Annotated in this window: 22 protein-coding genes, 1 tRNA gene and 1 pseudogene; 11 read left to right on the plus strand and 13 right to left on the minus strand. The window is 49.9% G+C overall.

Features of this window, described 5'->3' with window-relative positions; translation table 11 throughout:
- A pseudogene (locus IQ256_RS18835) lies at positions 1–166 on the minus strand (photosystem II D2 protein (photosystem q(a) protein)); the annotation flags it as partial.
- Positions 167–426: 260 nt separating this feature from the next.
- Between IQ256_RS18835 and IQ256_RS18840 the strand changes: the two are divergent.
- The 7 genes from IQ256_RS18840 (at position 427) to IQ256_RS18870 (ending at position 5,252) form a co-directional block, all read left to right on the plus strand.
- Positions 427–699: a hypothetical protein gene (locus IQ256_RS18840; protein WP_193857100.1), complete on the plus strand. Its 273-nt coding sequence runs from the start codon at positions 427–429 to the stop codon at positions 697–699.
- Between the two features lie 5 nt (positions 700–704).
- Positions 705–1,367, plus strand: a complete 663-nt coding sequence (locus IQ256_RS18845) for an ABC transporter ATP-binding protein (protein ID WP_193857101.1) — start codon at positions 705–707, stop codon at positions 1,365–1,367.
- A gap of 80 nt (positions 1,368–1,447) precedes the next feature.
- Positions 1,448–2,005: an NYN domain-containing protein gene (locus tag IQ256_RS18850; protein WP_193857102.1), complete on the plus strand. Its 558-nt coding sequence runs from the start codon at positions 1,448–1,450 to the stop codon at positions 2,003–2,005.
- 71 nt (positions 2,006–2,076) lie between these two features.
- Positions 2,077–2,148 (plus strand) — tRNA-Asn (locus tag IQ256_RS18855).
- A 308-nt stretch (positions 2,149–2,456) separates the two neighbouring features.
- Positions 2,457–3,194 (plus strand): response regulator transcription factor, encoded by a 738-nt coding sequence (locus tag IQ256_RS18860; protein ID WP_193857103.1) that lies wholly within the window; start codon positions 2,457–2,459, stop codon positions 3,192–3,194.
- A 125-nt stretch (positions 3,195–3,319) separates the two neighbouring features.
- Entirely contained in the window at positions 3,320–3,745 is a 426-nt protein-coding gene (locus IQ256_RS18865) for a hypothetical protein (protein ID WP_193857104.1), read from the plus strand.
- A 271-nt stretch (positions 3,746–4,016) separates the two neighbouring features.
- Positions 4,017–5,252, plus strand: coding sequence for a hypothetical protein (locus tag IQ256_RS18870; RefSeq protein WP_193857105.1), 1,236 nt, complete (start codon positions 4,017–4,019; stop codon positions 5,250–5,252).
- Here the strand turns inward: IQ256_RS18870 and IQ256_RS18875 are convergent.
- The 8 genes from IQ256_RS18875 to IQ256_RS18910 all read right to left on the minus strand — a co-directional run bounded on the left by IQ256_RS18875 (position 5,206) and on the right by IQ256_RS18910 (position 11,056).
- Positions 5,206–6,537, minus strand: a complete 1,332-nt coding sequence (locus tag IQ256_RS18875; RefSeq protein ID WP_193857106.1) for an AAA family ATPase — start codon at positions 6,535–6,537, stop codon at positions 5,206–5,208. The genes IQ256_RS18870 and IQ256_RS18875 overlap by 47 nt on opposite strands.
- Before the next feature lie 4 nt (positions 6,538–6,541).
- Positions 6,542–7,144, minus strand: coding sequence for a GDSL-type esterase/lipase family protein (locus IQ256_RS18880; RefSeq protein WP_193857107.1), 603 nt, complete (start codon positions 7,142–7,144; stop codon positions 6,542–6,544).
- Between the two features lie 5 nt (positions 7,145–7,149).
- Positions 7,150–7,572 carry a hypothetical protein gene (locus tag IQ256_RS18885; protein ID WP_304952609.1) on the minus strand — a complete coding sequence of 141 codons (423 nt, stop codon included), beginning with the start codon at positions 7,570–7,572 and terminating at the stop codon, positions 7,150–7,152.
- 65 nt (positions 7,573–7,637) lie between these two features.
- Positions 7,638–8,120: a PIN domain-containing protein gene (locus IQ256_RS18890; protein WP_193857108.1), complete on the minus strand. Its 483-nt coding sequence runs from the start codon at positions 8,118–8,120 to the stop codon at positions 7,638–7,640.
- Positions 8,117–8,407: a hypothetical protein gene (locus IQ256_RS18895; protein ID WP_193857109.1), complete on the minus strand. Its 291-nt coding sequence runs from the start codon at positions 8,405–8,407 to the stop codon at positions 8,117–8,119. The genes IQ256_RS18890 and IQ256_RS18895 overlap by 4 nt, the downstream gene beginning before the upstream one ends.
- A gap of 120 nt (positions 8,408–8,527) precedes the next feature.
- The gene (locus IQ256_RS18900; RefSeq protein ID WP_193857110.1) at positions 8,528–8,878 is read right to left on the minus strand and encodes a ribulose bisphosphate carboxylase small subunit; all 351 of its coding nucleotides are present in this window, start codon (positions 8,876–8,878) and stop codon (positions 8,528–8,530) included.
- 74 nt (positions 8,879–8,952) lie between these two features.
- On the minus strand, positions 8,953–9,438 hold the full coding sequence (locus IQ256_RS18905; protein WP_193857111.1) for a chaperonin family protein RbcX: 486 nt from the start codon (positions 9,436–9,438) through the stop codon (positions 8,953–8,955).
- 187 nt (positions 9,439–9,625) lie between these two features.
- On the minus strand, positions 9,626–11,056 hold the full coding sequence (locus tag IQ256_RS18910) for a form I ribulose bisphosphate carboxylase large subunit (RefSeq protein WP_193857112.1): 1,431 nt from the start codon (positions 11,054–11,056) through the stop codon (positions 9,626–9,628).
- A gap of 814 nt (positions 11,057–11,870) precedes the next feature.
- Between IQ256_RS18910 and IQ256_RS18915 the strand changes: the two genes are divergently transcribed.
- The 4 genes from IQ256_RS18915 to ahcY all read left to right on the plus strand — a co-directional run bounded on the left by IQ256_RS18915 (position 11,871) and on the right by ahcY (position 16,064).
- On the plus strand, positions 11,871–12,962 hold the full coding sequence (locus IQ256_RS18915) for a two-component regulator propeller domain-containing protein (RefSeq protein WP_370623490.1): 1,092 nt from the start codon (positions 11,871–11,873) through the stop codon (positions 12,960–12,962).
- 235 nt (positions 12,963–13,197) lie between these two features.
- Positions 13,198–14,001, plus strand: a complete 804-nt coding sequence (panB, locus tag IQ256_RS18920) for a 3-methyl-2-oxobutanoate hydroxymethyltransferase (protein ID WP_193857126.1) — start codon at positions 13,198–13,200, stop codon at positions 13,999–14,001.
- Positions 13,998–14,486, plus strand: a complete 489-nt coding sequence (locus tag IQ256_RS18925; RefSeq protein WP_193857113.1) for a cupin domain-containing protein — start codon at positions 13,998–14,000, stop codon at positions 14,484–14,486. Before panB ends, IQ256_RS18925 begins: the two co-directional genes overlap by 4 nt.
- Before the next feature lie 165 nt (positions 14,487–14,651).
- The gene (ahcY, locus tag IQ256_RS18930; protein WP_193857127.1) at positions 14,652–16,064 is read left to right on the plus strand and encodes an adenosylhomocysteinase; all 1,413 of its coding nucleotides are present in this window, start codon (positions 14,652–14,654) and stop codon (positions 16,062–16,064) included.
- A gap of 278 nt (positions 16,065–16,342) precedes the next feature.
- Here ahcY and recG read toward each other — a convergent pair whose 3' ends face one another.
- The 4 genes from recG to rpsB all read right to left on the minus strand — a co-directional run bounded on the left by recG (position 16,343) and on the right by rpsB (position 22,787).
- A complete protein-coding gene (gene recG, locus IQ256_RS18935; protein WP_193857114.1) occupies positions 16,343–19,027 on the minus strand; it encodes an ATP-dependent DNA helicase RecG in 2,685 nt (894 codons plus the stop codon).
- 79 nt (positions 19,028–19,106) lie between these two features.
- Positions 19,107–20,681, minus strand: coding sequence for a hypothetical protein (locus tag IQ256_RS18940; protein WP_193857115.1), 1,575 nt, complete (start codon positions 20,679–20,681; stop codon positions 19,107–19,109).
- A gap of 381 nt (positions 20,682–21,062) precedes the next feature.
- Entirely contained in the window at positions 21,063–21,722 is a 660-nt protein-coding gene (tsf, locus tag IQ256_RS18945) for a translation elongation factor Ts (protein ID WP_193857128.1), read from the minus strand.
- Positions 21,723–21,965: 243 nt separating this feature from the next.
- Complete coding sequence (gene rpsB / locus IQ256_RS18950; protein ID WP_193857116.1) at positions 21,966–22,787, minus strand: 30S ribosomal protein S2; 822 nt, start codon at positions 22,785–22,787, stop codon at positions 21,966–21,968.
- Positions 22,788–22,906 lie beyond the last annotated feature (119 nt).

Consider the following 22,906-nt stretch of genomic DNA (forward strand, 5'->3'; position numbering starts at 1 on the left):
TGACGAAGGTGGTACCGGTCATCCATCCGCCGATGGCCATGAAGGCGCAGGGGAACAGAAGCAAACCGGACCAGCCTACAAAAACGAATCGGTCGCGCTTTAGCCAGTCGTCGAGGACGTCAAACCGTCCCCTGGCTGCGGGCGCTTGGCCCATTGCTATGGTCATAAAAAAGATCTCCTAAATGGATCATCTATATAGGACAGGGAAAAATTACGACCTAGACTGGCGGACGCAATGAGTACCATTGAGACACCAAAAATATAAAGGTCGTTTACTAATCTTTACCCTTGTTCTCATTATTATAGGATCACTTTCCTGAAAAATCTTCTAAATAAGATATAAAGCTCTTTGAAAGCGGAGGCTTAGGCGTGCGATAGCTATACTAGAGGGCGGACTCAACAGACCTTAACTCTGCAAGTAACTGTATGTATATCGTTGAACTAGCGCTAAAGCACACCGCCCTTCCCCTAACCGTGCAAAAGCAAGACAAAGAAGCAGCTGAAGCGGCCTACAAAGAAGTACTCTCGGCGCTTTCGTCTGGTGATCCAGTCACGTTGGAGCTGACCTGCGACAAGGTAACGGATAAGAAAATTGCGATCGCAGTGAGTGAGCTAGCCGCCGTGCAAATCTATGAAAAGTCCGGCAGTGCTGGGGCATCGGGCCGGGCACCAGGTTTCTTTGCGCTAGCAGGTGAGTAATCTGGGTGAGTAGTCCGGCGATCGCGATTGAGCACGTTAGCTTCAACTGGCCCTCGGGTGCAAGCGTCCTGAGCGACTGTTCACTGACTGTTGCACCCGGAGAATTTTGTATGCTGCTAGGTAATAATGGCAGCGGCAAATCAACGCTGCTGAGGCTGCTCGCCGGACTGCTGATCCGGCAAGCTGGCCGGATCGAAACCTCGGGTCCGGTTGGCTTTGTGTTTCAAAACCCAGATCATCAGCTGGTGATGCCGACGGTGGGCGCAGATGTTGCCTTTGGCCTGGTCAAAGAAAAGCTAACCGTCAAGCAGGTCAGACGGCGAGTCGAAGAAGCTCTGTCGGCGGTAAACCTGCTGCGCTTTCAGCGGCGGCCTATCTATGCCCTTAGCGGCGGTCAAAAGCAGCGGGTGGCGATCGCCGGAGCCATTGCCCAGCACTGCGAAATTCTCTTGCTAGATGAACCCACTGCCTTGCTCGACCCAGACAGTCAGCTCGATCTGGTTAGGCAGGTGCAGTCATTGGTCAAAAGCAGAGGGCTCACTGCTCTGTGGGTCACCCACCGACTGGCTGAATTAGATTACTGCGATCGCGCTTTCCTGCTAGAGAAAGGAGCCGTCAGTGACAGCGGCAATCCACAAAGGCTCAAGCACAAACTTCAGCAGCCGTAGCGATACAGACACATTTGCGGGATTTCATCACCTAATATTAAAAGGATAAATACCCTACCGTTCCTACGTTAGTCCTTGCTATGGCGGACAGCTCTTCTCAGCCAATTTCTCAGGCGATCTTATTGGTTGATGGCTACAACATCATTGGTGCATGGGCCGATTTGATCCATATTAGAGATGCCCAAGGGCTAGATTCGGCCAGAGAAAGACTGCTGGCGGCGCTGGCCAACTACAGCGCCTATCAAGAGTATGAGACTTGGGCTGTCTTCGATGCCTACGAACAACCCACGCCAGCGTCTAAAGATGTCATTACAGAGCACTTATCTGTTCACTACACTGGCTTTGGTCAAACCGCTGATAGCTATATAGAAAGAGCCTGCGCTAGGTTTCGCAACGATGTTCGCAAGTTTACAAAGCGGTTAATCGTCGCGACTTCTGACAACGTCCACAGACAAACCGTCATTGGCTACGGCGCGGAAGGGATCTCTGCACTACAGCTTCAAAATGAAGTAACCAGCATTACCCAGCGAGTGCAGCATCGCCAGAAGTCAAGAAAAAAGCGCTCAGCCCGGTTCATAGCTAGCCTTGATCCAGATACCCAGAATCGCCTGAGAAAACTGAGCCGGGGTGATAGTTAACCATCACGCTACAAACGGCAAAAAAGCTGCTTGCCAAAGCGACGTCAGCTTATGTACTATGGAGTTCGCAATCCTCAGTAGCTCAGTGGTAGAGCGGTCGACTGTTAATCGATTGGTCGTAGGTTCGAATCCTACCTGGGGAGTTTTATCTAAATATCTTCGTTAGCTGCTAGTTGGACTTGAGAGGGTTGTCCTGCTCTAAGCGGCGTATTTGCCAGCCGAACAGTGATTCATCTAGCTGCACAGTCAGCCACGCACAACAAAATATTAAGCAAAGCTTAAGCAGACTCAATGGAAGTGTGACAAACGCTTAATATAGGTTTAGGAAGTATTAATTTTTTTGAAAGAAGTATTTCAACGGTGCGAGCTAACTTCATGCCTAGCGGTCACACACAGCGCCTACGCTTAGCTGAACTGGCAGCCTTGTTCTATTATCAACACCCTTCATAATATGCCTCGTATACTTGTCATTGATGATGATCCAGCTATCGTGGAGCTCGTTTCCATTAACTTGGAAATGGCTGGATACGATACTACTCAGGCTGGCGATGGGATTAAGGGACAGGCTTTGGCTGTCCAGCTAGTGCCCGATCTAATCATGTTAGATCTGATGCTGCCGAAGGTAGATGGATTTACAGTCTGCCAACGGCTACGCAGAGATGATCGTACAGCTGATATTCCGGTGTTGATGCTGACAGCTTTGGGAGAGACGCAGAATAAAGTCGATGGATTCAATGCAGGCGCTGACGACTATTTGACCAAGCCGTTTGAGTTAGAAGAAATGCTAGCTAGAGTTAGGGCCTTACTTAGACGGACTGATCGCATTCCACAGGCTGCGAAGCACAGTGAAATTCTAAGCTATGGACCGTTGACGCTAGTCCCTGAAAGATTTGAAGCGATTTGGTTAGAGAGAACCGTTAAGTTAACTCACTTAGAGTTTGAGCTGCTTCACTGTCTACTACAGAGGCATGGCCAAACTGTTTCACCTAGCGAGATTCTAAAAGAGGTTTGGGGCTACGATCCTAACGACGATATCGAGACGATTCGAGTACACGTTAGGCACCTGCGAACTAAGCTAGAACCTGATCCTAGGCATCCTCAATACATTAAGACAGTCTATGGAGCTGGCTATTGTTTGGAGCTACCGGCTGAAGCAACCCTGAAGCCAGAACAAGCAGCCACTGCTTAGGTAGTAGGTAGTGCCTGTCTATGAGTACATCTTTTGAATACATAGTTTGAATGGTATAGCTATCTGTTGATTGGATGCTTCCCGCAGGCGTTGGTTTTGCGGGAATTTTGTTTGGGGTAATTAGAATGTTTGGAACTTATCAGCAGAGTAATATACGTATAGAAATCGCGGCGAGTGCTGAGCAAATTGCCCAGAGCCTGACTCGACTAGAAAACCTGCGGCGGTGGATGCAGCCGCAGCAAATCTATGGCGTGACCGCTGGCACTTTGAAGGCACCGTTGACTGTGGGTCAGTCTTTCAAGAGTGCAGTTGGGTTGTCAGCTTCTTTGAAATTGGAATTCGGACGGATTGAACATCAAGTAGAGCTACTAGCGCCAAACGGCATCCGCTTTTTGTTGAGTGGAGGAATCGATGGCTTCCACGAGTGGCAGTGGGGCGACGGCTGGGTGCAGTCAAGACTAGAAGGCGTATCACTTTTGCCACTAAGTCTAGGTCAGACGCTGAGCTTGACTAGGTTGCAGCAATATCTTAGTCAGAGCACAGGAGTTTAGTCGTAGTGCTAGAGACGGGCATCTATTAGTCAATTGCGCGGCTTCTTGGAGCAGAGTCGTATTGGCTAAGACCTACCGCCATCGGTATTACGAAATACCTGGTAGCAGCTCGAACTCGTATCAGACTCTGATTGAGTTTGGCCCCGAAGAGTGAAGCTTTCGTAAATAGATAGTCAAGCATCTGTGAATAGGGAACCTTTTTTCTATTCATAGTCGGAGTGCTGATGATTATTAGAGGGACTAAACGAAGCAGGCCCTGATACGTAGAGCTATGCACTTAACCTTATCCAAACAGAAGTTTTTATTTTTACTAGGAATTACGGCAATCTATACTGCGATGGTTGCCTGGCTTGACTTCCTGCAAGGACCTTACTTATGGGATGAAAAAACGTTTTGGCAAACTAGCCTGACGTTTAGCGAGCGCCTTTTTCCTACCCTCGATCAACTAAGAGACTACAGCGAACTTAATACGCCTCTACCCTTCATTATCTTTGGTGCGCTCGAATACTTGCTAGGGAAAGGCATCGTAATTGGGCGAGCACTGAACCTAGCGCTGTCTCTGGCTATTGTTTTCATTATTGGCTGGCCGAAGCAAAAAGGGTGCAGGGCACTTTTATGCGTTGTCGGGCTGTTTATCTGCCCTTACTATCTTTTCTTCAGCGGTCGACTGTATACCGAAATGATCGCTTGTTTTTGGGTGGTGATGGGGTTGGTCAGCTATGTAAAAGATCGAAGCTGGCTGAGCTGCGCTTCTTTTGTACTTGCGATCGCCTCTAGGCAATACATGATAGCTTTTCCAGTCGCGATCTGCGCCTATGAAACAGTTCTCTTCTGTATCGAGTTAATTCGTGAGCGAAAAGCAGACACCAAAGTACTAACCAGGTGGCTTTCATCTTTGGTTGCAATACTCTCTATATTCGGATGGTTTTATCTCTTTGATGGGCTGACGCCAGAGATAGCCGCAGAGGTTCGCAATATTCCGAAAGTTCAGCAAGAAACTTGGGCATTTACACCGGGCGGCGGTGTTAACGCTCTAGCCTTTGTTAGCGTCTACATTCTTATTCCAGAACTTCTGCTGTTTGAGCGGAGCTTCTGGCTTGATATATGGCAACAAAACGCTTCCAAAATAATGTGGATCGCGATCGCCCTACTACTCTACTGCTTAGTATTTCCCCCTTTGCCACTTGGTATCGGTAACCTACGCAAAGTGATTAGGCTAATACCTTTTGATTTCATCAAGCTTCTGTTGATGTATGGCTTAGCGCTGCTAGCCTGTATCCGATTCTCGCGGCCCAATTTGCTCTCTCTAATGGTTTTTGCGAATGCTTTGATCATGTTCAAAGCGTATCCATGGGATAAATACATCTTGCCACTAGCAGTAGCGTTCTGGTATATCAAAGCCCATGGACTCGAAGAAAAATTCTCGATTTGCATATCGGGCGAGAGAGCTAACCTAGAGCCTACGCCTTCGGGCGATACACAATTGTTTCAGCGATTCGACGGTTAGTTTGAGGCTCGATGCTTACTAGCCGAATGTAGTGTTTCGGAAAGTGATTTAGACAGGCCCGAACTTGTCGGCGAGCTTCTGCTTGACTAGGTTCATTAAGAGTGGTGTAGCACTGCCATGAGTTGTTACGAAAGCGGCGCTGGTCTACGTGTTCGATACCGAGGCGCTGCTTGAGCGCTACGATACTGTCGAGCGGATGGGTAATAGAATCGGCTAAGCTGTTTGCACCTTCATTTTTTGTCGACTGATTTAGTCTAGCTTCGCGGAGCCGTTGCCAAGGAGAAGAGGAAGAAGAGGACTGCTCTTCTGATCGATCGACCATATAAGGGCTCAATGGGTTGAGTGGAGGAGGCGTCATCAAACCAGAGGCAGCAGGTCTAGCCGCAAGCGAGACTCGATTAGTTGGTGTTAGCGCCTGGTTGTATTCATTTACTAAGCTCATAGTACGAATACGATCTTGCTCACGCACTAGCCTATTGCCTGCTGCTATTAGATCCTCTAGCTGAAAGCTGGGCTTTAGAAAGGTCGGTTGTTGGACAGCATTAACCACTTTGCTAGCGACATTTTCAAGTCCAACTGAGTCTATAAAACGGGTGATTTGTTCGTCGTAGAGCTGCGATCGCACCGCGCCAAAGAAATCAATCGCCTGGTCTTTAAACTGCTTCACTAGCTGCTCAATATCTTCGCTGGGCAGTCTATCGTCAGCAAACATGCCGCTAACAATTCCCAATCTATCCGCTTCGCTGGGCTCCCAATAAAACTTCTGCATTCGCCCATCACGAATTAGCGGTGCGTACAGCGTGGCAAAGTCATTTCCCGTTGCCACAATCGGAATTCTCGGCAGCGCTTTCTCATCGTAGCTACCCGGCAACTGCACGTTGGTTGGATTGTCCGCAATATTCATCAGCGTGTTGTTCACTAGCTGCGTATTCACCGTGTATTGAGTCATCCGGTCAAATCGACCGGCCCCAGCATCCAAATCGTTGATCATCAGTACTGCCATCCGACCGCGAACTCTCACCAGCTCAGCCGCCTCACGATAGCGCAATCGAATTAGCCTAGCCGGATCGCCTGCATCTGGGCTTTCTAGCTCACCGCCAGAGATGTGAACCACCTCCACGCCCATCTGTTCAAAGACCAGCTCACACTGAAAAGTCTTTCCCTCCCCCTTGCGGCCATGAATACCTAGAATCAAAGGTACTTTGACTTGGGGTAAGTCTAAGTAGTTCTTAGTGATATGAACTGCCAGCTTGTTGAGAAAACTGGGCGCGATGTAATAAGTCATAGAGCTAGTCTTGAGCGAACCAGCTCTGCCAGGCTGACCACTCGGTGATGAGTTGAGATAGGGCTAAGTAGCCAGACGCAGCCGGATGCGACCCATCGACGGCTGCGACTTCCTGCATCCATAGCGCATTCTTGCGTAAAGATTGATAGACATCTAAGCAGGGCACATCTAGCTCGGCGCATAGATCGCTGTAGTGTGCAGATATTTTCTGGGCTCGATAGTTCATATTCTCGTCGGCAACGGGTGGCGGTCCAATCAGCAGTACCGGGAACATTTCCTTTGCCTGAGTTAGAATGCGCCGAGCACACAGCACAGAGTTTTTCTCTTCTACAAAGCGAATGCCATCTTCTACTCTGTTGTCATTCGTACCAAATGAAAACACCACGCGATTGTCAGTATCGTTAGGAAATCTTTTATCGGCTTCAGATAGCCATCGGACTTCAATCTGCTCGCTGGTATTACCGCGAATGCCTAGGTTGTAGGCAGTTAGCTTGTAGTGAGGCGAAGTCATAGCGGCGCAGGTTCTATTTACCCAACCTAGATAGGTTGGATCGCCTGTGCCAGAGACAAAGGAATCTCCAAAAAAGCAAATGCGAATATCTTTCATGCTGCCTATTTCACTGCTTTGGCTGCTTGAGTGCGCTCTTCTATCTGAGTGAGCGCCTGTAAGACCAAATCTTTGGCCTGTAGTTTCCAGCCGCGTTTTTGAAGGAGAATTGCGATCGCGCCCCCAATGCCAGTTGCAATAAAATCGACCGGCTGCGTAAACGAAATCCCAAACAACAAACCCAGTCCTGCAATCCCCCAAAAAGGCAAAGCCACCGCCTGTCTTTGCTTCAGCAAAATGTCATCAAAAAAGTTTTGATGTAGCTGTTCTTCCAACTCTTTTTTCACCTGCTTTTGTTGAGAAGGAGAAACCGACAGCGCAATCTTCTGACGCAGCTTTTCGATCTTCCGCGCATCAGTACTATACTCAGTCAGCTGATCTTCAGCCAGCATCACCAAGCGCTCTATCTGAGACATTGTTGCATCCATAATAATAGGGACTATGTTGCAGTTTACAGCACAGCAGAAGCGCTCACGCAATTTTGAATCTGCTTCTAAAATGTTCTCAAATTATTGAAGTTGATAGTGTCGATACCTTTCTGATGAAGGTAAGAAGCTAACCTAAGATCGTCCGTAAGGACAAGATATTTACTCTGCGCTATGTCAGCAATTCCGCAGTCAGTTAATCCATACTTAAGAAAAGGCCAGTTTGAGGAGGCAACCTCTCTGCTAGGGATATATATTTCCTCTAGACGCGCTAATCCCTTCGAGAATACTTTACGAGCTGGCTCACGAAGCTTATTGAGAAGGCTATTCACTTCCGTGAGAACATTAGGCGTTGTCGCAATCACCTTGAAACGCTTAAGCAGTTCAATGAGAAGGTCGTAGTCCCGAGGAGTGAATTGATCTGTTCTCCCAAAATTGGAAATTCTTTCTCTACCCAGCTCACCGACAAAAAGCAGTAGTAGGATGTTTGTATCAACAAGTATTCCTTTCTGAAAATACTTCTGCAGTAGACTTAGTTGAGAGGTTGTCATACTTTCCGGATCTTCATAGACTCAACTTCTCCTGTCTCAGCATTAATGCGAAAAAGCTTGTATGCCCTCTCATACTTCCAATTGACGTCTTCGGGATCGTTAAACAAGCTTGAAGCAGGGGGTAGCGCAGAGCGGGCATCGTATCCAAGTGTAATCAGCCAGTGGTCGGTGCCTTCTTCCTTCTCTACTTCTTCTAGTCTCAAATTCTCGAGTTCACTACCCATCACCTGCTCAACTTGCTTTAAATACTTACTAGCGCTCTTAACAGCAGTCGTAACATCGACCATGAGATGTTTCTAAACTCTACGATTATCATAATACAGTCGAAAAGAGGGAAGGTAGCTCAGCTACAACTTCCCTCTTCCAAACGAATTAGAGCTTATCCCAGTCGATTCGACTGAGTCTACTTAGTAGCGATAGCCGCTGTTATTTTTGCTGCCAGGCTTGTGGACGATGAAGCTAACAGCTTGACACTGTTTGACGTTATCGAAGCCAACTACGCGGATGAAGCAGTTGCCGTACTCAGAGCGGCAGGCTTGGATTTCGTCCAAGACAGCGCGAGTGTTGTTAGCGCCAAACAAAGGTAGCTTCCACATTGTCCAATAGTAGGCTTCAGGCTCTGATGTTTCGTTGAATTCAACGGCAGGAATATAGCCCATCTGGAGACAGTAGTTGAGCTGCTTTTCGATTTGCTGGTCAGTGAGCGGCGGTAAGTAGGAAAGGGTTTCGTACCGACGCTCTTTAGGCAGGGTTTTCATAGTTTCTTCTAGGGTGAAAATTTGAGCTGAAAATTTGAATCTGAACTTACGTTGATTGAGGGCGATCCGTTGAACTAGACGGCGGTATCCGGCGAGTCAGCATCATTAGGATTAATGGCATCTGACTCGCCAGCCTCTAAGTCAGGAAAAGAGGGTGACTCTTCAAGCGTACCTGAGCCTTCTTGCTCTGGCCTGTCTACGCTGGCGGCCAGATCCTCTGAGGTCATCTGGGTGATTTTCTCAAGGTGCTTTTTGCGATGCTCCATGTTTGCCTGCTGAATTTGAGTGGTTACCATCTCAGGTAAAAACTCAGAGACTTCTTCGGCGACATGAAGACGGACTGTCATCACCCTTAAAGCCAGATCGGGTGCCTCTTGAAACAGACTTTTAATGTAGGCTTCGCCGTCCTGAAGCTTTTCTCGACTAGAGAACTCGTGGAGCCAGCGGTGGCGGGGCAGGTTGGTTTCTTTGAGTTGGCCTAACACGGTGCGAACGGCTTGATAGGTTAGGTAGCTCGTGAGCACCTGGGCCGTATCTTTCGCAATTCGCTTGAGATCCATACTGGAGGCATCTTAAAAAAGTGTGCCGACAAATCTGTTCCGTCAGCCATTGTCCTTTGAGAACTGTCCTTTGAGAACGTCGCAGAAAACTGTTTCGCCTAATACCGCTATCTAGAACCACTATCTAGAGATTGCTCTGCGGATGTTTTGCCGATTGCCAAGACACCTACAGAGCAAACAGCACTCATTAGATAGTGTCTACGGTGTCGAACTCGAACTTGATCTCTTTCCAGAGTTCGCAGGCTGCGGCTAGCTCTGGCGACCACTGACAAGCTTCACGGATGATGTCGCCACCTTCACGAGCCAAGTTACGGCCTTCGTTACGAGCTTGAACGCAGGCTTCAAGCGCAACTCGGTTAGCCGTTGCACCTGGCGCATTGCCCCAAGGGTGACCCAAGGTGCCACCACCAAACTGCAGCACAGAGTCGTCGCCGAAGATTTCCACCAAGGCAGGCATGTGCCATACGTGAATACCACCGGAGGCAACCGCCATTACACCTGGCATGGAAGCCCAGTCTTGGGTGAAGTAAACGCCACGAGACTTGTCTTGCTCAACGTAGTTCTCACGCAGCAGATCAACAAAGCCCAGCGTACCGGCTCTGTCGCCCTCAAGCTTACCGACGACAGTCCCTGTGTGGATGTGGTCACCACCGGATAGGCGCAAGCACTTGGCCAAAACGCGGAAGTGGATACCGTGGTTCTTCTGGCGGTCAATCACAGCGTGCATTGCCCGGTGGATGTGCAGCAGAACGCCGTTGTCGCGACACCAGTGGGCCAACGTGGTGTTGGCAGTAAAGCCACCAGTGAGGAAGTCATGCATGACGATGGGCATTTCGAGCTCTTTGGCATACGCGGCCCGCTTCATCATTTCTTCGCAAGTCGCAGCAGTTACGTTCAGGTAGTGACCCTTAATTTCGCCTGTTTCTGCCTGAGACTTGTGGATAGCATCAGCTACAAACAAGAATCTGTCACGCCACCGCTGGAAAGGCTGGGAGTTGATGTTCTCGTCATCTTTAGTAAAGTCTAGACCGCCACGCAAGCACTCATAGACCGCCCGACCGTAGTTCTTAGCAGATAGACCGAGCTTAGGTTTGATAGTGCAGCCCAACATTGGACGACCATACTTGTTGATGCGATCGCGCTCAACTTGAATACCGTGAGGAGGACCTTGGAACGTCTTGACGTAAGCAACCGGAATCCGCAGATCTTCGAGACGTAGAGCCCGCAGCGCTTTAAAGCCAAATACGTTACCAACCAAGGACGTCAGCAGGTTGGTGACAGAGCCTTCCTCGAACAGATCCAAAGGATAGGCAACGTAGGCAATGTACTGGTTATCTTCGCCAGGAACAGGCTCGATGTCGTAGCAGCGACCCCGGTAGCGATCCATGTCGGTGAGCAGGTCAGTCCATACAGTCGTCCAAGTACCCGTGGAAGATTCTGCGGCAACCGCTGCTGCACACTCTTCGGGAGGTACACCAGGCTGAGGGGTCATCCGAAAGGCGGCCAGGATGTCTGTATCCCTGGGTGTGTAGTCTGGGGCGTAGTAAGTCAGTCGGTAATCCTGTACGCCAGCATCGTAGCCAGCGCCCGACTTGGACTGAGTCTGTGAGTAGGACATATTTCCCTATTTCCTGTCTATTATTTCCGTGTGAACTATTTTTGGGCGAACCAAACTAGATATTGATCGAACTCCATGCATCTCATTGAAAAGAGGCAAACACCCACGCCCAACGGTGCGGCGCTAACCACAAAACGGTGATAGCGACGGACTCAAGCGATTCTCTGGATATGAAGTTCGAAGCGTGATCATCAGCGATCTCAAAACAGTTCAGTGGAATACTGCCAAAGAACTTGAGAAAATCGCGCCGATCGGGGTCAGGTGTTTGCTTCAGACCAACCGATGGGATTAAGTCTGTCAGATTAACCTATGCTCTTCAGAATACTATCAGGCCACCAATAAGTTTCCTTTTAGAAGTTCTGTATAGTCCGATAGTTAAAACTAATGAACGTTGATGTAGAAGGGTTTCAACCGTTCACAAAATACTTACGAAGTCAGTAGAATCCGTAACATTCCGTAACAAGAATGTTGAATAATCCGTTATTTTTGAGCGGATAAGGGAACCGGCTGAAGCGATTTGCCCGGTCTTACCTCTGCTGCGCTCGTTATTCTTCATACAAGGTAAATTCGTTTCTATTAAGAATCCTTGATCTGTAATACAGCCTTAAGATTTGACTCTTGAGATCTGGCTCTTTGGATCTGGCTCTTTGGAATTTGGTTTTGCTGGCGTTAATCGACGAAATTTGGTGGGCACTTTGGGTCAAGCTATCCAATCGACCTAGGCCAATCAACACAGGCTAATCAAGACGGGTCGATTGCTAGCGGATTAGAAAATAGCGATCGCGCTACTTAACTTTGTCACGAGGATATTTTTGTGAGCGTTGCCATCAGGGTCACTCAGCATATTGCTAGCACTGCTGTGCTTTGGGGCGCGATCGCAATGATTGGCAGCAATCCACTCAAGCTACAGGCGGATGGCTCTGTCTATGCTCAAACTATCCGCAATCAGATCCACGCTCAGCTCAACGAAGCGAATACGCCTACCGCGCCCGTCATAGAACGCTCTAACCGTCCCAACCCAACCGCACACAACTACAAAGTAGGGGCATTACAGGCCGACTATACCGGCAGTCTTTGGGTCGGCTCTCATCAGGGACTAGCCAGAATCAACCCAGAGACCGGGCAGATACTCGCTCGGGTAAATGTGCCCAATCGCTTTATCGACGCGATGAGTCAAGACCGGGTCGGTCGAATTTGGCTAGGAACGCCGGATGGCTTAGTTAGAGTAGAGCCCAGAATTAATGAAGTCACCGCGCAGAACTATCGGCTGCCTTCGAACAGGGTGCTCTCAACCACGATTGACCAGCGCGGATTTCTGTGGGTAGGCACCGACCGAGGGCTGGCAATGATCAGTCCTGATGAAGGCTTGCTGATGACGACAGTTCAGGCTTTGCCTGGGGTGAGCGCGAACACGCTGACAATGGCTCCTGATGGCAACCTGTGGGTAGGAACGCTAGAAGGGCTGGTGCGAGTGAGCACCGCTTCGGCCTACATCACCCACCGCATCACAGATCTGCCAGGGAAGTCGGCGCAGGCCATGACCGTAGGGCCTCAAGGACAGGTCTGGGTAGGGACACCCGCCGGTCTGCTGGTCGTAGATGGCCGGACGGGTCAGCTTTTGCGCTCGGTGACACAATTGCGAGGTCGAGATGTCACGGCCTTAGCATTCGATTCAAATCAAAGCCTGTGGGTAGGCACCCGCACCGGCCTGCTGAAGCTCAATCCCTATAACGGCGCGGTCATTGGCCGAGTACCGAGTCTGCCATCCGAACACATTCTGTCTATCTCACCGGATACCGGCAACAAAATATGGGTGGGTACGACCGAAGGATTGGGTTGGGTGAGTCAGACGACCGGCCAGGGCCAGCCACACGGGTCGATTGTGAGCGCTTTTGGGGCGCGATAGACAAAAGTGGCAAATCGATATTCTCTTTTTGCGTCAAACTGGAGCTATAACCTTCCGCACTTTGCTCACTACGTATAGAAAGGCTACACCCCTTGTTCTATAACGCAAAGTGCCATAGCAGCGGTAGGAACCCGCGTCGTCGTACGGCGCTAGGGAACGCCTACCAAGACAAAGCGCGGATGCATTCGCACTTTGCTATATTCGCCGGTTGGCTCAAGTTGGCTCGAATGGAGAAATGCCTGTGATTGTCAATGTACATAAGTTTGCGAGATGGAAGCAGGAAGGCAAAGCCGTCACCATGCTGACGGCCTGGGACTATATTTCTGCTCAAATAGTGGATGCGGCGGGTGCTGATATCGCTTTTGTGGGCGATTCGATGGCGATGACAGTGATGGGGCATGAGACCACGCTGCCGCTGACGCTAGATGAGATTATCTACCATGCCAAAATGGTGCGCCGAGGTATCCAGAAAGCGCTAGTACTCGTAGACTTGCCTTTCTTGAGCTATCAGGTCAGCCAAGAGTCCGCCATTCTAGCAGCGGGCCGGGTGCTCAAAGAAACGGGCGCTCAGGCCGTAAAGATGGAAGGTGGGCATGAGGCGATGGCTGCGACAGTTGCGGCGGTTGTACAGGCAGGTATCCCGACGATGGGCCACGTAGGTCTGACACCCCAGGCGGTTTACCAAGTCGGAAACTTTCGCCAGCAGGGAAACTCTGCGGCGTCGGCAGACAGAATTTTGAAAGAAGCGATCGCCTTAGAAAAAGCAGGGGCATTTGCCATCGTGTTGGAACATATTCCCAGTGAGCTCGCCCAAAAAATTAGCCATACGCTCTCTATTCCAACAATTGGCATTGGCGCGGGTCCCTATTGCGACGGTCAAGTATTTATCACGTCGGATCTGCTAGGGCTTTCAGAATGGCAGCCACCCTTTGCAAAACCCTATGTGAATCTAAGAGAGCAGGGGATTGAGGCGGCACAGCAGTTTTGTGAAGAGGTGCGATCGCATCGGTTTCAGTCAGATGACGCAGCCCAACAATGAACAAACGCGACTTGATCAAACAGCTATCGCTGATAGAGCACGTTGAAGGCGGCTATTTTTCAGAGACCTACCGGGCAGCTGAAACCATAGAAACCGATAGAGTAGGCACCAGCCGTTCGATGTTGACCTCGATTTATTACCTGCTGACAGACAATCGCCCCATCGATCATCTGCATCAAAACAAATCGGACATCATGCACTACTTTCAAGCAGGTGCGCCGATCACTTACATCCTGATCGACCTAGAAGGAAATTTGACCAAGCCCAAACTAGGCATGGCGATTGAGCATGGAGAAGTACCGCAACTGCTGGTGCCAAAGGGATACTGGAAGGCCGCAGTCTTAGAATCTGGAGAATATGGCCTGCTCGGAGAGGCCGTCGCGCCTGGATTTGACTATCGCGATATGACAATTGCTAAGGCTAAGAGCATTCAAGCTCAGTTTCCCTTGCTGTGGGATCAGCTAGCGCCTTACGTTCGAGATTAGCCAAACGAGGTTAGCTAGACCAGATTAGTCAGCCCAAATTAGCAACGTCAATATATATGCATTGGTGAAATGGATGGCCTGGAGAGGGCTTTGGGCGATCAGCTCTGGGTTATTGCAGGTAAGCTAATCGAAAGTAAACGTCCAATCTTTCTAACTGATTTAACTATGGTTGCTACTAGCACTCGAGTTCCCGATACCGCGCCCGCAGCTAAGCGCGACTATAAAGTTGCTGATATTGCGTTGGCTGATTGGGGTCGGAAGGAAATTGCGATCGCAGAAGGTGAAATGCCGGCACTGATGACGATTCGTGCCAAGTATCGCGATAGCAAGCCTTTGTCTGGCGCAAAGATCATCGGCTGCATCCACATGACTATTCAGACGGCTGTGCTGATCGAGACCTTGTGTGAGCTAGGCGCTGAAGTGCGCTGGTCTTCTTGTAATATTTTCTCGACACAGGATCATGCGGCGGCTGCGATCGCAGCGACGGGCATTCCTGTTTTTGCCTGGAAAGGCGAGACCGAAGAAGAATACATCTGGTGCATCGAGCAAACCTGCCACAACGCGGAAGGCGATCTGTGGGATGCCAACATGATCCTCGACGATGGCGGCGATCTGACTGGTCACATCCATCAAAAGTATCCGCAAATGCTAGAAAGCATTCATGGCGTTACTGAAGAGACCACTACAGGCGTTCATCGTCTGTATGAAATGCTAGAGAAAGGCGAGCTAAAGATTCCCGCCATCAACGTTAACGACGCTGTTACTAAAACCAAGAACGACAATAAATATGGCTGTCGTCACAGCCTCAATGACGCGATCAAGCGCGGCACCGATCACCTAATGGCAGGGAAGAAAGCCTTGGTGATTGGCTATGGCGATGTAGGCAAAGGTTCTGTTGCTTCTTTGCGTCAAGAAGGGATGATCGTCAAAGTTGCTGAAGTTGATCCAATCTGCGCGATGCAGGCATGTATGGACGGATTTGAAGTCGTTTCACCTTACAAAAATGGTAAAAACGATGGCACCGAAGCCAGCATTGACAAAGATCTACTTGCTAATATCGACCTTGTTGTCACTGCCACTGGCAACTACAACGTCTGCGGTACCAATATCCTTAAGAACCTCAAGGCCAGCGCTGTCGTCTGCAACATCGGTCACTTTGACAACGAAATTGACACTGCCTTCATGCGTAAAGAATGGCGTTGGGAAGAAGTGAAGCCTCAAGTTCACCAGGTTTATCGCTCTGATGATCCAAAAGACTTCTTGATTCTCTTATCTGAAGGTCGTTTGGTGAACCTGGGTAACGCTACGGGTCATCCTTCTCGGATCATGGACGGCTCTTTTGCCAACCAGGTGCTGGCTCAAATGTTCTTGTTTGAGCGCAAGTTTGCAGACAAATCTGATGAAGAGAAAGCAAAATCGCTAACTGTTGAAATCTTGCCTAAGAAGCTAGATGAAGAAGTGGCTCGCTATATGGTTCAAGGATTTGGTGGTGTCATTACAACACTGACCGAAGAGCAAGCTGACTATATTCACGTGAATGTAGAAGGCCCCTTCAAAACTGAGAACTACAAATATTAGAGGAATGCTCTAATAGCTGACGCTTCTTACTTGACTCTTCTTACTCAAGAGTGAGTAGAGGGTAGCTCAATGCGCTGAAGAAAGCTGAGCAAAGAAGCCTAGAAGAAGTCTAGAAGAAAAGCCTAGAACCATATGGTTCTAGGCTTTTCTGTATGTATTGGGGGGTGTAAAAGTATCAACAAACTAGTTGTCTCTGAAGCGTTTGTAGAATTCTTTGAGCGTAGTTTAACAAGTCACGATTTGAGGTGGTTTAGTCGTGAAGAAAGCCTTGATGCCCATCACGTCAAAATTGCGCCACCCATCAACTTTTGATAGCGACGTTCCAACTCCTTCTCCATCAGCGGCCAGCGAGTCAGCCCGTCGCCTGCTTCACTTTCTTGGGCCAACACATTACCAGCAGCCGTCCTGGCAAGTTCTAGAACCGCTTGATCTTCTACTAAGCTAGCTAAAGCAAAGTCGGGCAGACCCGATTGACGAGTGCCTAGTACCTGCCCTGGGCCGCGAAAGCGCATGTCCATCTCAGAAATAAAGAAACCATCCTGCGATTGTTCCATGACCCGCAGCCGCTGCATCGCCACGTCACTTTTGCTATTGGTCATCAGCAGGCAAAAGGACTGGTCGCCGCCGCGTCCCACCCGACCTCGCAGCTGATGCAGCTGAGAGAGGCCAAATCGCTCGGCATGCTCAATTAGCATCACCGTAGCGTTCGGCACGTCTACGCCAACCTCGACGACAGTGGTGGAGACTAGGATCTGAGTTGTCTGATCTCGAAAGGCGCTGATTGCAGCATCTTTGTCAGCAGAACTCATGCGCCCGTGTAGCAGACCCACCGTGAAGTCAGGGAAGATAGTTTCTCGCAGGCGATCGCACTCTTCAATCGCGGAACGTAGATCGAGCTTCTCCGATTCTTCAACCAAAGGCAGCACGATATAAACCTGCCGCCCCTGAGCAATCTCTCTGCGGATCAAATCGTAGGCATCAGCGCGTTCTTTAGCCCCAAGTACAGTGGTCTTGATCGCTTTTCGCCCAGGGGGAAGCTCGTCAATTTGGCTGACGTCTAGATCGCCATGAATCGTCAGCGCTAGGGTGCGCGGAATCGGCGTCGCCGTCAGCGTCAGCACATGGGGGTTATCTCCCTTTTGCTGTAATTTGGCCCGCTGGGCGACGCCAAAGCGATGCTGTTCATCAATGGTCACTAGGCCCAAGTTATGAAATTGAACCGGGTCTTCGATCAGCGCATGGGTGCCGACTAGCACAGGCAGTTCTCCGGTCAATAGCTCACTGTGAATCTGACGACGTTTGGCCGCTTTGGTTGAGCCCGTCAACAGCTCTACTGGCAAATGCAAAAGATTGAACCACTCGACTAGCTTGCGGTAGTGCTGCTCGGCGAGAACTTCTGTCGGTGCCATCAGCGCTGCCTGATAGCCCGCTTGAATGGCGGCGAGGATACCGACCACAGCAACGACGGTTTTGCCCGATCCGACATCGCCTTGAACCAGCCGATTCATCGGGGCCGACTTCTGTAGGTCGTTGAGGATTTCTTGGGCGACTCGCTGCTGGGCGTTGGTAAATTGAAACGGCAGGACTTGGTAAAACGCCTCGATCAGTTCACCTGTGGGTGCCATCTGAGCGCTGGTCTGAGCCTGCTGCTGAGCGGCGCGGCGGCGAAGTAAGCCGAGCTGAAGATAGAAAAATTCGTCAAAGACTAGGCGGCGACGGGCGGTAGCTAGCTGATCGGTACCGGGTGGGAAGTGGATATGGGCGATCGCAACTGCAAGATCTACTAGCTCATACTTTTCTCGTAACGGCCTCGGCAGCGGATCGCGCAGTTCTACCGCCGCTGGTAATGCCGCGACGACTGCCTTGCGAACAATATCAGCGCCGACCCCTTCTGTTAGCGGATACACAGGCACGACCCGGCCTATAGTTAGTGACGCGATCGCATCCTCTGGTCCCCCTAGCACTTCAATCTCTGGGCTGTCGATGTTGATACCGTACTTCGTCTGTTTCACCAGCCCGGAGATAGCCACGACCGCTCCTGGGGGATAGAGTCGCTTCTGTCTTTCCTGCCAGCCTCTAGAGCGAAAATGAGTCCCTGCCAGAAACCGACTAATCTTCAGCCGAGAAGTACTGTCATAGACCGTCATCTCGAAGATTGTTAGCTTAGAATTACGCGGACTATTAAAGCAGCTACATTTTTTGACCGTTGCCACCAACGTCACCGTCTCGCCAGGCACCAAGTCCTTAATTTTGACCTGACGCGCATAGTCGATATAGTCGCGTGGGTAGTAAAACAGCACGTCTCTGAGGCTGAGCAGCCCTAGCTTTGCTAGCTTTTCAGCCTTATGCGCGCCGATTCCTTTGAGGTAAGTTAGCGGCTTGTCTAGCGGGTGAGTAGAATCAGGTCGATTGACAAGACCGGTGACATCGGTGGTTTTAGGTGATTTAGATCTAGGTGATTTAGATTTAGAGGCTTTAGACTTACGACTCGCTGCAGAAGTCTCTTTGTCTTTTGACTGGTTTGCTGCCTGAGTCACTTTCTGGGCTCGACTGCTTTTGGACCCAGCGCCTTTGGCCGTGACGGTGTAGGTGGTATTACCTTCTGCTAGCAGTGGCAAGGAGTCAGCGGTCTGTCTAGCCCGATGCAAAAATCGTCTGGTATCAGCGACCAAGTGCTGACGCGCCGAAAAAGATAGGTCGGCGTAGCTATCGAATCGCTCTGCTAACTCTTTCCACTTATCGTTGCTGATCTGAGCGGAGAAGCCGTTAGAGAAAACAGCGTAGCCGTTGAGCAAGCTGCTAGATAGAAATTCACTGAATAGCTGCTGATGTCCTTCTATATTGTTAAAGCCTCGCTCTGACTCTACGCTCAGCGCCTTTTGTAGCCGTACCCAATCAGGTAGTGCCGGTTCGGGCAGCGTTGATGACTGAGGCTGCGTCTTTTGAGGGGTCGTCTGCTCCATTAGTTTGGGGCTAATGATCTGGGGCTAATAATCTAAGGCTAACGATCAAAGGCTGACTCTAAGGTCAATGGTCTAGGGTTTACTCTCCCTCCTGAGCTATCCAGCTCGATCGCCAGGCATCCTCAGCTTGGGAGGTTTCTAGCGATCGCTGCGTTTTTGTATATCGACTACCCAATCGCTTGAGTGAGGAGAGTTCTTTGCGAAGGCGCGTACGCCAGGCAGAGACAGTGGGATCAGTAAAGGCCACCTCATTGAGCTGCAGACTAATCACCGCCAGTTCCGGCAGTGCCTCTATCTCTACAATATCGTGTGGCATCGAGCGACGCGAAGAGACTGCTCTTCCAGATTTGGATCGAGGGTTAGCTCTGGCTCTGTTTGATTGCGATCGCCGCCTTTGTCTATCAGGTTTTGACCTAGGCAGTTCTCTTTCACCACTACGCATCTCATTAGGCTTCGCTTTAACTTCCCCGTGCATCACCCTGACCGAGACTTTCACTACATTTGGCACCGCGTTCACTGGCTCACCAATCCCTTGAGGATCGGTGGCTGCAGCCATCAGAGCCTTCGGAAAGCTAGGCATCACCTTAGCCTTCTGAAGCAGGTCATTAGCTTCATCCGACACCGCTTTAAACACATCTCGAATGCCTTTTTCCATCAGCATCTGCTGCCTAAATAGATGCGTTGGCGCTAGGGGCTGTTCCTCATCGCTGGCTGAATCTTCTTCTGCCTTAGAATGCCTAGCGAGTCCTTCTAAGGCAGTTAGCAAATCTTCTTCGTCAGAGATCGTCAATCGCTGCTCAGCGCTAGGCACCTCCATCTCAAACGATAGGTCTTCGTCATCTAGGTCTTCATCGTCTAGATCGGAATCTAGATCACCATCTAAGCCCTCGTTACCTAAGTCCCCATCATCTAAACCCTTATCCAAGTTCTCTACTGATTCAGAAAAGTCAGACTCTTCTGAGTCAGAGAAATCCATATCTTCCAAATCAACGGCTGTAAAAGCGTTGTTTTGGCGTCGGCTAGAGGGAATGAAAAGGCGTTCACCTGTGGCTGGATCGCTCTCTTCCTCTTCAGCCGTTGGTATATCATCCTCCCAGTCTTCTCCGTCTTGCAATTCATCTAGAGCAGAAGGGCGATCGCTCTTCCTTCGGTCTGTTCTTTTGCTCTGGGGCTGATCTGGAGACCGATCTAGAGACTGGTCAAGAGGTTGGTCTGAGCGCTGATCTAACTGAGCAAGTTCCGACAGCTTCTCTAGCAAGTCATCACTATCACCTGCTGGACTATGGGCGATCGCACTAGACGATCTAGACTCTAGCAGTCGATGCAAAAAGTCTAACCCGTTGTTTCGCTTTGGACGCCGGCTCATTTTCTTAGCATGCGTTCTTTGGTCTTCGATCTGGGGCCGAATTTGAGCAGCTAGAACCTGTAGCGCCTTTTGTAGCTCATTGCGCTCTTTCCAAGACAGCGTTAAAAACTTGTCGGGATATGCCTGGGTACAAAGGTGGTAGGCCGCTGACATTAGCTGCTGCTTACTCGCTTCGGCCAGCGCCTTTAGATAGCCATCGTAGATTGGGTCTAGTGCGATCGCCATATCTTCAGTGCGCTGCTGGAGCAAACCCAACTCCTTTTTAATTTGGCTGCTTGCTTTAACCATATGCTCTCTAAAACGTCACTCACACTGATAACGACAGCTGAGCTAACCACAAATGCTCAAGTTCATAGACTTCATAGACGTGGCTATACCATAGCGACTCTGCTGCTAGTTAGCATCTCTTTGGAGTCACGCGCCTTTGAGGAATACCTTCAGTCCTAGCTATACACCTAGCTGCGCCCCTAGCGACACGCAGAAGAGACCGTTTAATAATCTGCCTAGATAATCTACTTGAAATGGCAAAAGCCGGACTCTCCATCTTCGGAAGAACCCGACTTACTATAGCAACCCCCACTTGCTTACACTAATGGGCTCACACAGATGAGCTCACACTAGATGCAGGAACACAGCATTGGGTCAAGCGATACTCCATCGCTAGTCAGCCTACTTCTGGCCGGTTTGAGCAGCGACTTCGTCCGCAAAGCTCACGTCTTCTTTCTCAATTCCCTCGCCCAAGATGAAGCGAGCAAACCGACGAATCTGAATATTCTCGCCAAGTTTTGCAACTGCCTGCTTGACTAGCTCTTCAACCGTGATGTTTTGATCTTTGATAAAGGGCTGATCGACCAAAGACAGCTCTTTAAGGCGCTTGTCAATTCGGCCTTGAACAATTTTCTCTTTGATATTGTCGGGCTTATTGCCTAGATCGTCACGACCCATTTCGATCGCTTTTTCGCTCTCGGCAAAATCTGTTGGGATATCAGAGACTCTGACGTACTGAACATTAGGCGAAGCGGCAATCTGCATGGCCACGTCCTGCGCTAGCGTTTTGAATTCTTCGCGACGGGCGACAAAGTCAGTTTCGCAGTTGATCTCAACCAAGACACCCACACGACCACCCGTGTGGATATAGCTATGGACAAGTCCCTCAGAAGCGACTCTGCTCTCTTTTTTAGCAGCAGACGTAATGCCCTTTTGTCTGAGCCATTCGGTCGCCTTGTCGACATCCCCGCCGCTTTCTTTCAGCGCTTTTTTACAATTCATCATGCCTGCGCCAGTTTGATCGCGCAGTGCTTTGACTTGCTTTGCAGAAATTTCTGCCATCATGCCTCCGTATCTATCGTTTCTATCGTTAAAGTAAGCTGATTGAGTGTGAAATTGTGAGATCCCCTGCCGAGAATCTGTCAGTTGCCAAGGAGCTGTTAGCAAGTTTTGCGCGCCAAGCAGCCCTGTAGCACTCTTCACCTTCAGTATTTTCTAGCAGAGGACACGCTAAGCCAAGAGTAATCGCTTCTGCGCCGATCCAGGTTAAGAAGCGCCTAGCTGTTGGCGATTGATATAAGTAGGTTAGCTGGTGGCAGCGGATGCTTCGGTGGCAGCAGAGGCATCAAGCTCCTCACCTTCCTCGCTGTAGTCTGCGCCGTCGTAGCCGTCGTAGATATCGGTAGCATGAGCAGACGCTGTGCCGCTACCGCTAGCTGTATTACCACCGGTAGAGCCTTCGTAGATCGCATCGGCTAATCGGCCAATAACTAGCTTGATAGCGCGGATGGCATCATCGTTGCCGGGAATAGGCACATCGACCACGTCTGGATCGCAGTTAGTGTCTAATAAAGAGATGATCGGTAGACCTAGCTTCTGGCATTCTTGAACGGCGTTGTATTCGCGGCGAACATCGACAATGATGACTGCATCTGGAATCCGGCGCATTGTCTTGATACCGCCGAGATACTTTTGCAGCTTGTCTAGCTCACGGCGAAGCATGGAACCTTCTTTTTTGGGACGCATAGCTAGCGCGCCAGACTGTTCCATCCGCTCTAGCTCTTTAAGCCGCTCTACGCGAGTTTTAATCGTGCTCCAGTTGGTGAGCATGCCGCCCAGCCAGCGCTGATTGACATAATAGGAACCGCAGCGGCTGGCTTCTTGGGCGACAATCCCAGCGGCCTGGCGCTTGGTGCCAACGAATAGAAAGCTTTTACCACTTTCTGCAGAATTCAAAACGTATTGATACGCCTCTTCGAGCAGTGTGGCGGTTTGAACAAGATCGATGATATGGACGCCATTGCGGGAAGTGAAGATGTATTCGTCCATCTTCGGGTTCCAGCGTCTGGTTTGGTGCCCAAAATGCACGCCTGATTCTAAAAGATCAGACAGGGATACGACTGGCATGTGTTTTCTTTTCCTTTATCGGGTTAAAACCTCCATCTGGCTGCATCCGGTCGAGACAAATGAGTCCGCCAAACACCCGAAAATCCAGATGTGTGAATTTAATAGAACCTTAGTAGGGT

It is taken from the genome of cf. Phormidesmis sp. LEGE 11477 (assembly GCF_015207105.1).
Taxonomy (GTDB): Bacteria; Cyanobacteriota; Cyanobacteriia; order Phormidesmidales; family Phormidesmidaceae; genus Phormidesmis.

Bases quoted from the DNA above. Each gene is read 5' to 3' on its own strand.
- IQ256_RS18905 (WP_193857111.1), bottom strand. From the start codon at position 9,438: ATGGATCTCAAGCGAATTGCGAAAGATACGGCCCAGGTGCTCACGAGC.
- IQ256_RS18865 (WP_193857104.1), top strand. From the start codon at position 3,320: ATGTTTGGAACTTATCAGCAGAGTAATATACGTATAGAAATCGCGGCG.
- IQ256_RS18895 (WP_193857109.1), bottom strand. From the start codon at position 8,407: ATGGTCGATGTTACGACTGCTGTTAAGAGCGCTAGTAAGTATTTAAAG.
- IQ256_RS18940 (WP_193857115.1), bottom strand. From the start codon at position 20,681: ATGGTTAAAGCAAGCAGCCAAATTAAAAAGGAGTTGGGTTTGCTCCAG.
- IQ256_RS18890 (WP_193857108.1), bottom strand. From the start codon at position 8,120: ATGACAACCTCTCAACTAAGTCTACTGCAGAAGTATTTTCAGAAAGGA.
- IQ256_RS18840 (WP_193857100.1), top strand. From the start codon at position 427: ATGTATATCGTTGAACTAGCGCTAAAGCACACCGCCCTTCCCCTAACC.
- IQ256_RS18870 (WP_193857105.1), top strand. From the start codon at position 4,017: ATGCACTTAACCTTATCCAAACAGAAGTTTTTATTTTTACTAGGAATT.
- IQ256_RS18875 (WP_193857106.1), bottom strand. From the start codon at position 6,537: ATGACTTATTACATCGCGCCCAGTTTTCTCAACAAGCTGGCAGTTCAT.
- panB (WP_193857126.1), top strand. From the start codon at position 13,198: ATGCCTGTGATTGTCAATGTACATAAGTTTGCGAGATGGAAGCAGGAA.
- ahcY (WP_193857127.1), top strand. From the start codon at position 14,652: ATGGTTGCTACTAGCACTCGAGTTCCCGATACCGCGCCCGCAGCTAAG.
- IQ256_RS18900 (WP_193857110.1), bottom strand. From the start codon at position 8,878: ATGAAAACCCTGCCTAAAGAGCGTCGGTACGAAACCCTTTCCTACTTA.
- IQ256_RS18910 (WP_193857112.1), bottom strand. From the start codon at position 11,056: ATGTCCTACTCACAGACTCAGTCCAAGTCGGGCGCTGGCTACGATGCT.
- IQ256_RS18885 (WP_304952609.1), bottom strand. From the start codon at position 7,572: ATGGATGCAACAATGTCTCAGATAGAGCGCTTGGTGATGCTGGCTGAA.
- recG (WP_193857114.1), bottom strand. From the start codon at position 19,027: ATGGAGCAGACGACCCCTCAAAAGACGCAGCCTCAGTCATCAACGCTG.
- IQ256_RS18925 (WP_193857113.1), top strand. From the start codon at position 13,998: ATGAACAAACGCGACTTGATCAAACAGCTATCGCTGATAGAGCACGTT.
- rpsB (WP_193857116.1), bottom strand. From the start codon at position 22,787: ATGCCAGTCGTATCCCTGTCTGATCTTTTAGAATCAGGCGTGCATTTT.
- IQ256_RS18860 (WP_193857103.1), top strand. From the start codon at position 2,457: ATGCCTCGTATACTTGTCATTGATGATGATCCAGCTATCGTGGAGCTC.
- IQ256_RS18850 (WP_193857102.1), top strand. From the start codon at position 1,448: ATGGCGGACAGCTCTTCTCAGCCAATTTCTCAGGCGATCTTATTGGTT.
- tsf (WP_193857128.1), bottom strand. From the start codon at position 21,722: ATGGCAGAAATTTCTGCAAAGCAAGTCAAAGCACTGCGCGATCAAACT.
- IQ256_RS18880 (WP_193857107.1), bottom strand. From the start codon at position 7,144: ATGAAAGATATTCGCATTTGCTTTTTTGGAGATTCCTTTGTCTCTGGC.